Genomic DNA, 9,444 nt, shown 5'->3' on the forward strand with positions numbered 1-9,444 from the left:
GGCCGGCGTGGGGCCCGGGGCGGGGCCGGATTCGGGTTCGTACGAGATGACATCCCGCTTCTACGAGGCGATCCCCGCGTGGATCGCAGGCTTCGCCGTGGCCACGGCGCAGGGGAGGTGACCGGCATGGTGACCGGTATGGCAGACGCGCACGCGGTCGCACGGGCCGCCGCCCGGCTCGCGGCGGCCACCCGGGAGGGCACACCCGTAGCGCCGGTCCGCGACCTGATCGGCGTCCACGACCTCGACGCCGCCTACGCCGTGCAGCAGGAGCTGACCCGTCGGCGCCTGGCGGACGGCGCCGTGGTGGTCGGCCGCAAGATCGGCCTGACGTCCCCGGCGGTACAGCGGCAACTGGGCGTCGACCAGCCCGACTTCGGGGTGCTGTTCGCCGACATGGACGTCTCGGCCGAGACGGAGGTGCCGTCGGACCGGTTGCTCCAGCCCAAGGCCGAGGCGGAGATCGCCTTCGTCCTCGGGGAGGACCTGGCCGACGGCGACCTGGACGAGGACCGGGTGCGGGCGGCCGTGGACCACGCGGTCGCCGCCATCGAGATCGTCGACAGCAGGGTCGCCGCCTGGGACATCACCATCACCGACACGATCGCGGACAACGCCTCCAGCGGGCTGTTCGTGCTGGCCGGACACCGGCTCACGCTCGACGAGTTCGAGCCCCGCGAGACGTCCATGCGGATGTACGCCGACGGAGAGCCGGTCTCGGAGGGCAACGGCGCCGCCTGCCTCGGCGACCCCCTCACCGCGCTCGCGTGGCTCGCGCGCACGGCCCGGGCGTACGGCGAACCGCTGCGGGCCGGACAGGTCGTGCTGTCCGGGGCCCTGGGCCCGATGGTCCCGGCCCCGCCCGGCACCCGGATCCGCGCCGAGATCGGTGCGCTGGGCGAGGTCGAGGCCGTGTTCTCGGAGAAGAGGGACGCATGAGCGCGAAGACCAAGGTGGCGATCATCGGGTCGGGCAACATCGGCACCGACCTGATGATCAAGATCATGCGTCTGTCGGACACCCTGGAGGTCGGCGCCATGGTGGGCATCGACCCGGACTCCGACGGACTCGCCCGTGCCGCCCGCCTGGGCATCCCCACCACCCACGAGGGCGTCGACGGCCTGATCGCGCTGCCGGGCTTCGACGACATCCAGATCGTCCTCGACGCGACCTCGGCGAAGGCCCACCTCGCGAACGCGGCCAGGCTGGCGCCGTACGGCAGGAAGCTCGTCGACCTCACGCCCGCGGCCATCGGCCCGTTCGTGGTCCCGCCGGTCAACCTGGACGAGCACCTCGACGCGGGCGCCGGCAACCTCAACATGGTGACGTGCGGCGGCCAGGCCACCATCCCGGTGGTCGCGGCCGTGTCGGCGGTGACCGATGTCCACTACGCCGAGATCGTGGCCTCCATCGCCTCGAAGTCGGCGGGCCCCGGAACCCGCGCCAACATCGACGAGTTCACCGAGACCACGGCCCACGCCATCGAGACCGTCGGCGGCGCCGCCCGCGGCAAGGCGATCATCGTCCTCAACCCCGCGGAGCCCCCGCTGATCATGCGGGACACCGTCTTCTGCCTCGTCGGCGACGCCGACCACGACGCCATACGGGCCTCGGTCGCGGCCATGGCCGAGCGGGTCGCCGCGTATGTGCCGGGCTACCGCCTCAAGCAGGACGTGCAGTTCACCCCCGTGGACGCGTCGGAACCGGTGCACACCCTCGTGCCGGAGGGCGCCGGCCCGGTCACCACCAGGGTGTCGGTCTTCCTCGAGGTCGAGGGCGCCGCCCACTACCTGCCCGCCTACGCCGGAAACCTCGACATCATGACGTCGGCCGCCCTGCGGGTCGCCGAGTCGATCGCCCGGCGCGAGGCCGTCTCCACGGAGGCCATCCGATGAACCGCAAGCTGTACATCCAGGACGTCACCCTGCGGGACGGCATGCACGCCATCCGGCACCGTATCGACCCCGCCGACGTGGGCCGTGTCGCCGCCGCCCTCGACGCGGCCGGCGTCGACGCAATCGAGGTCGCGCACGGCGACGGCCTCGCGGGCGGCTCGGTGAACTACGGGCCCGGCAGCCACACCGACTGGGAGTGGATCGAGGCCGCGGCGGACAGCGTCACCGACGCGGTCCTCACCACCCTCCTCCTGCCCGGCATCGGCACGATCGCCGAACTGGAACGCGCCCACGCCCTCGGTGTCCGCTCGGTCCGGATCGCCACCCACTGCACCGAGGCCGACATCTCCGCCCAGCACATCGCCAAGGCCCGGGAACTCGGCATGGACGTCTCCGGCTTCCTGATGATGAGCCATATGGCCCCGGCCGCCGAACTCGCCGCCCAGGCCGGGCTCATGGAGTCGTACGGGGCGCACTGCGTGTACGTCACCGACTCCGGCGGCCGTCTCACGATGGACGGCATGCGCGAGCGCGTCCGTGCCTACCGCGACGTCCTCGACCCGGCCACGGAGATCGGTGTGCACGCGCACGAGAACCTCTCCCTCTCGGTCGCCAACAGCGTCGTCGCCGTCGAGGAGGGTGTCACCCGGGTCGACGCGTCCCTCGCGGGCCAGGGCGCGGGTGCGGGCAACTGCCCCATCGAGGCGTTCGTCGCCGTGGCCGACCTCCAGGGCTGGAAGCACGGCTGCGACCTGCTGGCCCTCCAGGACGCCGCCGACGACCTGGTACGTCCGCTGCGGGACCGTCCCGTCCAGGTCGACCGCGAGACCCTCACCCTCGGCTACGCGGGCGTGTACTCCTCGTTCCTCCGCCATGCCGAACTCGCCGCCGCGCGCTACGGGGTGGACGCCCGCACCCTCCTGCTGGAGGTCGGCCGCCGCGGGCTCGTGGGCGGCCAGGAGGACATGATCGTCGACATCGCCCTCGACCTCACGTCCTGAGGACCACTCAACCGGGCCCGGGAATCGGACAAGTCGGACCCGCTACCCCTTATCTTTGTGGCCACCACGTGGCGGAACGAACAGTCGCGGAACGAACGGTGACGCGTTCGGAGACGTACTGGACGGTGGCGCCCGGCGCCGAGTGACAGCCGGGCGTGGAACGTGCAACGTGGATGCCGGACGAGAGGGAGTAGTGGTGCCGGTGGCGCCTCGGATCGCCGTCGCCGTCGTGACCATGGGAAACCGGCCCGCCGAGGTCGACGCCCTGCTCACGTCCGTGGCCAAACAGGATGTCCCGCCCGACCGGATCGTGATCGTCGGCAACGGCTGCCCGCTGCCCGACTTCGCCGAGCGACCGGACCTGCCCGGCGAGGTCACCCTCGTCGAGCTGGAGGAGAACCTGGGGTGCCCGGGCGGACGCAACGTCGCCCTCCGGAGACTGCGCGAGTTCGGGGACGTCGACGTCGTCGTGGAGCTGGACGACGACGGCCTGCTCGTGGACGCGGACGTGCTGCGGCGGGTACGGGACCTGTACGACGCCGATCCGCGGCTCGGTGTCGTCGGGTTCCGGATCGCCGACGAGACCGGGGAGACCCAGCGGCGGCACGTGCCGAGAATCGGGGCGAAGGACCCGCTGCGGGGCGGGCCCGTCACCGCCTTCCTCGGCGGCGGGCACGCCCTCTCCATGGCCATGCTCGCGGAGACCGGGGACTGGCCGGACGAGTTCTTCTTCGCGCACGAGGAGACCGACCTGGCGTGGCGGGCCATCGACGCCGGATGGACCGTGCTGTACGCCCCGGAACTGCTCCTCCAGCACCCGAAGACCTCGCCCGCCCGGCACGCCATCTACTACCGCGTCAACGCCCGCAACCGCGTCTGGCTGGCCCGCCGCCGGCTGCCGCTCCCGCTCGTCCCCGTCCATCTCGGGGTGTGGGTGCTGCTCACACTCGCCCGCGTCCGCTCACGCGGCGGGCTGCGGGCGTGGTTCGGCGGCTTCGCGGAGGGCTGGCGCGAGTCGGGCGGCGAACGCCGCCCCATGCGGTGGCGCACGGTGTGGCGACTCACCAGGCTGGGGCGGCCCCCGGTCATCTAGGCCCTGTTCGACGAATAGGCCCGGTTCGGCGAAATGTGCGGGGCCCAGGTCGTTGACCCCCGTCGACCTGAGCCCCGCACATTTCTGGATCCGGCCGCGGCGGCGAGCTCCCCCGAGCTACGCCTTGTACGCGCGCGCCGTCGTGGCCGGAACCGATGGAGTGATCACATCAGGTGGCGCCAACGGATCGCTAACATATGGCCAACGGACGGCGCGAAGTCGTCGCAGGCCCCGGCAAGCCGACGCCGGGCGGGAAGGCAGCGGGCAGAGCTATGCGGGACGAGCCGAGGTTCGGACCGCGCGGCGGTGTGCGTGACGAGGCGTCAGCAGGGGTTTCCGCGGGGGTTTCCACGGGGGCGCCCGGCGGGCTGCGTTTCGGGCTGCTGGGGCCACCGGTCCTGTACGACGACCGAGGTGACGTACTGCCGATCGGCGGCGGCAAGATGCGCGCCCTGTTCGTGGCGCTGCTGCTGGAGCCCGGCCGGGTCGTGTCGGTCGAGACGCTCAAGGACGCCCTCTGGCGCGGGTCACCGCCGCCCTCCGCGCAGGCCTCGCTGCAGAACCATGTGACGCGGCTGCGGCGGCTGTTGGACGATCCGGAGCGGCTGCGGGCCGTCGCGCCGGGGTACCAGCTGCGGGTCGGAGCGGGCGAGCTGGACGTCCGCGTCTTCGAGGGGCACGTCGCGGCGGCGCGCTCCGCACACGCCGACCGGGACTGGGCACGCACACGGCGCGAGACCGCGGCGGCGCTCGCCCTGTGGCGGGGCGCCCCGCTCGGCGGACTGCCGGAGGACATCGGCGGACAGGCCCTCGTCCAGCGGCTGGAGGAGGCGCGGCTGCTGGTCCTGGAGTGGCGGTACGAAGCGGAACTGGGACTGGCCGCGGGCGGCGCCGGGAGTCGTGGTGCGGGGGACCTCACCGGACCCGGAGCGGGATCCGTGGACGGCACCGGTCCCGTCCGGCTCGCCGCGCTCGCCCCGGAGCTGGCCGCGCTCGTCGCCGAACACCCGCTGCGGGAGGCGTTCCACCGGCTGCTGATGCTCGTCCTGCACCGCACCGGCCGCCAGGCCGAGGCCCTGGCCGTCCACCGCGATCTGCGGATCCGCCTGGTCGAGGAACTCGGCGTCGAACCGGGCGCGGCGGTACGCGACGCCCACCTGGAGATCCTCCAGGAGGAGACCGCCGACGAGCCGCCCCACGGCTCCGCAGGCCCCGACGGCTACCGACCTCCTTCCTCCGAGCCGCCGCGCCCCGCCCAGCTCCCGCCCTCACCCGCCCACTTCACCGGCCGGGCCGAGACGCTCGCGGCCCTGCGCCGCGCCCTGGACACGGGCCCGGTCCCGGACGGGCGCGCCTCCACGGTCGCCCTCGTCAGCGGCATGGCCGGAGTCGGCAAGAGCGCCCTCGCCCTGCACGCGGCCCATGAGCTGGCCGGGCGTTTCCCCGACGGCCAGCTGTACGTCAACCTGCACGGCGCCACCCCCGGCGTGGCCCCGCTCAGCGCGGGCCAGGCCCTTGCCTCGCTCCTGCGCGACCTCGGCACCGACCCGCGCCGGATCCCCGACCACCCGGACGCCGCCGCCGCGCTGCTCCGCTCCACCCTCGCGCCCACCCGCACCCTGATGGTCCTGGACGACGCCGCGCACGCCGCGCAGGTCCGGCCGCTGCTGCCCGCGGGCGCCGGCTGCGCGGTGATCGTGACGAGCCGCTCGCCGCTCACCGCCCTGGACGGCGCCCACCGCTTCCCGCTCGCGCCGCTGTCGGGCGAGGACAGCGCGGCACTGCTGCGCGCCGTCTCCGGCCGCGACGGGCTCGACGGCACCCATCCGCTCGTCGAACTCACCGGCCGCCTCCCGCTCGCACTCCGCGTCGTCGCCGCGCGCCTCGCCGCGCGGCGCGCCCTCACCCCGGACGCGCTCGCCGGTCAACTGGCCGCCACGGAGGGGCGGTTGAACCACCTGGAGTACGACGACCTGAGCGTCCGCCGCTCCCTCGCCGTCGCCCACGACGCCCTGCGGGTCTCCGCCCGCGAGGCCGACCGCGACGCCGCGCTCGTCCTGCACCGCATCGGAGCCCTCGACCTCCCCGCCTACGGCGCGGCCCTGATCGCCCACCTCACCGGCACCGGCGAACACCGCGCCGAGGCCGCCCTGGACCGCCTCGTCGACGTGGCCCTGCTGGAGGAGACGTCGTACGGCCGGTACGCACCGCACGACCTCGTACGGGACTTCGCACGCGAGCTCGCCGAAAGCGGAGGTAGCGCAGGGAGCGGTAGGAGCGGAGGGAGCGGAGAACCCGGAACGGGCGATGGGGCCGACGTCGTTCGCGGGGACGGCATCCGGGTCGCCGAAGACGCCCTGCGCTGGTACGCCGACCGGGCCCGGCAGAGCCTCGTCGCGCTGCTGCCGCCCGGCTACGAGCGCGAGGAGCGGCTGCGGCCGACGGCCGGGGAGCCGGACCCGGTGGACACCCGCCCGTTCCCCTCCGCCGAGGCCGCCTTCGCCTGGGGCGACCGCGAACTGCCCAACATCGTCGCCCTCGTGGAGCGCTGCGCCCGGCCGGACGGCACCGCGGCGGCGCCCTCGCCCCTCGTCCCCGTCCTGGTCCGCCACCTCTTCCCGTACCTGCACCGCGGCGGTCGGCTCGCCGAGCTGGACACGCTGGGGCGGATCGCGCTGGACGTGGCGCGGTCGGTCGGGGACGACGCCGCGGAGGCGTTCGCGCTCACCGACCGGGCCGGACTGTTCTTCCTGGCGGGGCGGCTGACGGAGGCGCTCACCCTCAACGACGAGGGCCTGGAACTGTGGCGCGGGCTCGGCGCCGTCTCGTGCATCCGGCGCTGCCTCAACAACCGGGGGTTGCTGCTGGAGAGCCTCCACCGGTACCAGGAGAGCGAGGAGGCGCTGCGCCAGAGCCTGGAACTGTCCCGGCAGCTGTGTGATCCGTACGGCCAGGCCGTCACCTTCAGCCACCTCGGCAACCTGTACGAGCACACGGACCCGCGCGCCGCGATCATCCACCACCGGCGGAGCCTGGCGCTCGCCGACGTGTCCGACAGCGTCCTCCTGAAGAACCGCGCGCACTGCAACATCGGCTATGCCCATCTCAAGCTCGGCGAACCCGACCGCGCCGTGCAGAGCTTCGAGCAGAGCCGGGCCATCCTCGGTGACGAGGAGGACTGGGCCGGCGAGTCGCAGACCCGGCTCGGCCTCGTCCGCGCCCTGCGCGCACGGGACGACACCGAGCGGGCGGTCCACGAGTGCGGTCGGCTCCTCAAGCTCGCCGAGCGGCGGGCCGACCTGTACATGACGGGTCTGGCCCGGCACCAGCGGGGTCTGCTGCTGGCGGGGGAGGGGCGGACCGAGGAGGCGCGCCGGGAGTGGAAGGCGGCGCTGGAGACGCTCGACGGGACGGACTCCCCGATGGCGGGGGAGCTGCGGGGTCTGCTGGCGGACGAGGACTGAACCACCGCGGCCCGCTCGCTCACTTGCCTGCCTGCCTGCCTGCCTGCCTGCCTGCCTGCCTACTCACTCACTTGGCGTCGGCGTAGCACTCGACCACCGCCGTGGTGAATGGGAACCGCACCGGCGTCTCTCCGAACGTCAGCCGCCCCGCCAGCTCGGCCGCCTCCCGGATCGCGACGACCACCGCCTCGGCCTCCTCCTTTGGGCAGTGCACGATCACCTCGTCGTGCTGGAAGAAGACCAGCTCTGCGGCCATGCCGGCGAGGGCGCGGCGGAGCGCGGCGAGGACGAACAGGGTCCAGTCGGCGGCGCTGCCCTGGACGACGAAGTTGCGCGCGAAGCGGCCGCGGGCACGGGAGTCGAGGGAGGCGTAGCCAGGAGTCCACGCGCTGTCCGTGCTTGAGCCGGCGGCGTCGATCGGCTCATCCTGCGGAATACCCGCCTCCTCGGCCGCGGCCTCGGAGGCTCTGGCCGCGGGGGGACACGTACGGCCGAGCCAGGTCCGGACGAGCCGGCCCTCCTCGCCCGCGCGGGCCGCGTCGTCGACGTACGCGACGGCCCTGGGGAAGCGGCGGCGCAGCGCGGCGAGGTTCTTCAGCCCGTCGCCGGACGTCTGCCCGTACACGGCACCGAGCACGGCGAGCTTGGCCTGCGCGCGGTCGCCGGCGAACGCCCGGTCGGAGACGGCCTGGTAGAGGTCGGTCTCGCGCCCCGCGACGTCCATCAGGCCCGGGTCCCGTGAGATGGCGGCCAGTACCCGGGGCTCCATCTGGTCGGCGTCGGCCACGACGAGCCGCCAGCCGGGGTCGGCGACACAGGCACGCCGGATGACCTTGGGGATCTGGAGCGCGCCCCCGCCATTGGTGACCCACCGCCCGGTGACGGTCCCGCCCGCGAGGAACTCGGGCCGGAACCGGCCGTCCCGCACCCAGTCCTGCAGCCAGGACCAGCCGTGGGCGACCCAGATGCGGTACAGCCGCTTGTACTCGAGCAGGGGTTTCACGGCAGGGTGGTCGATCGACTCGATCTCCCACTTCCTCGTGGACCTGACCCGGACCCCGGCCCGCGCGAAGGCCTTCACGACATCGGCGGGCAGATCGGGTCGTACGCGCCGCCCGAAGGCCACGGACACCTCCTCGGCGAGCTCGGCCAGACGTCTCGGCTCGCCGCCGCCGGTGTACCGCTCGCCAAGGAGTTCGTGCAGGACCTCGCGGTGGACGGCGGCGCTCCAGGGCAGGCCCGTGCGGTTCATCTCGGCGGCGACGAGGGTCCCGGCCGACTCGGCCGCGGTGAGCAGGCGCATACGGTCGGGGCGGGCGGTGGCGTCGTGGCGGCGCTGCTGCTCGGCGTACACGTCGATGAGGTCGGTGAGGGGGACGTGGACGGGGCGGGGCTCGAAGAGGGGCGTCTGCGAGCCGGGTTCGGCGGCGCGCTGAGGCGGATCCGCCGGTACGGGGCCGCCGCGCAGCCGCGCCAGTGCGGCAGCGGCGGATCTTGGTTCCCCGTGGCGTCCCTCATGTCCGAGCAGCAGATTCTCGGCGATCTCGAGGTCGTAGCACCGCTCCACGCGCACTCCTGCGGCGAGCAGACGCGGGTACGTCCCGGCGGTCGCCCGCCACACCCACCGGGCGACCTGCGGCCGGCTCCGCACGGCCTGCACCAGGTCCGCCTCCCGCCGCACCGGTCCCACGGGCAGCCCGTCCGGCCCGAGGGGGGCGACCTCCACGCCACCCTCCTCGACGACTCCGAGAGCCCACCGGTCACTCATGCCCGCGAGTCTGACAGGGGGGTCTGACAACGGCGGCGAGGAGCGGGGCGGGGCCCGAAGGGTTTTCCCAGCCCCCGCTTCGGCCCTGAACGGGCCTCGTCCTCAAACGCCGGACGGGCTGGATGTGCGGGGGCCGGGCTGGATTTCTCCGGGCCGGGCCCGGCTTTTCAGGGGCGCGGGGAACTGCGCGACCAGCCCCCACCCACCCGCAGACAACAAACAC

6 protein-coding genes are annotated in these 9,444 nt (G+C 73.7%); 5 read left to right on the plus strand and 1 reads right to left on the minus strand.

All coding sequences use genetic code 11. The annotated features are described in order from the left end of the window. The first annotated feature begins 138 nt into the window (after positions 1-138). The 5 genes from FNH04_RS34845 to FNH04_RS34865 all read left to right on the plus strand — a co-directional run bounded on the left by FNH04_RS34845 (position 139) and on the right by FNH04_RS34865 (position 7,453). Positions 139-939: a 2-keto-4-pentenoate hydratase gene (locus FNH04_RS34845; RefSeq protein WP_228031789.1), complete on the plus strand. Its 801-nt coding sequence runs from the start codon at positions 139-141 to the stop codon at positions 937-939. Then, positions 936-1,895, plus strand: coding sequence for an acetaldehyde dehydrogenase (acetylating) (locus tag FNH04_RS34850; RefSeq protein WP_152789854.1), 960 nt, complete (start codon positions 936-938; stop codon positions 1,893-1,895). Before FNH04_RS34845 ends, FNH04_RS34850 begins: the two co-directional genes overlap by 4 nt. Further along, entirely contained in the window at positions 1,892-2,896 is a 1,005-nt protein-coding gene (gene dmpG / locus FNH04_RS34855; protein ID WP_152789855.1) for a 4-hydroxy-2-oxovalerate aldolase, read from the plus strand. Before FNH04_RS34850 ends, dmpG begins: the two co-directional genes overlap by 4 nt. Before the next feature lie 193 nt (positions 2,897-3,089). Further along, positions 3,090-3,989 (plus strand): glycosyltransferase family 2 protein, encoded by a 900-nt coding sequence (locus FNH04_RS34860; protein WP_322724729.1) that lies wholly within the window; start codon positions 3,090-3,092, stop codon positions 3,987-3,989. Between the two features lie 197 nt (positions 3,990-4,186). Next, on the plus strand, positions 4,187-7,453 hold the full coding sequence (locus FNH04_RS34865; protein WP_152789856.1) for an AfsR/SARP family transcriptional regulator: 3,267 nt from the start codon (positions 4,187-4,189) through the stop codon (positions 7,451-7,453). Between the two features lie 67 nt (positions 7,454-7,520). Here the strand turns inward: FNH04_RS34865 and FNH04_RS34870 are convergent, their stop codons facing one another. Next, on the minus strand, positions 7,521-9,221 hold the full coding sequence (locus FNH04_RS34870; RefSeq protein ID WP_152789857.1) for a bifunctional 3'-5' exonuclease/DNA polymerase: 1,701 nt from the start codon (positions 9,219-9,221) through the stop codon (positions 7,521-7,523). Positions 9,222-9,444 lie beyond the last annotated feature (223 nt).

The organism is Streptomyces phyllanthi (assembly GCF_009377205.1).
GTDB lineage: Bacteria > Actinomycetota > Actinomycetes > Streptomycetales > Streptomycetaceae > Streptomyces > Streptomyces phyllanthi.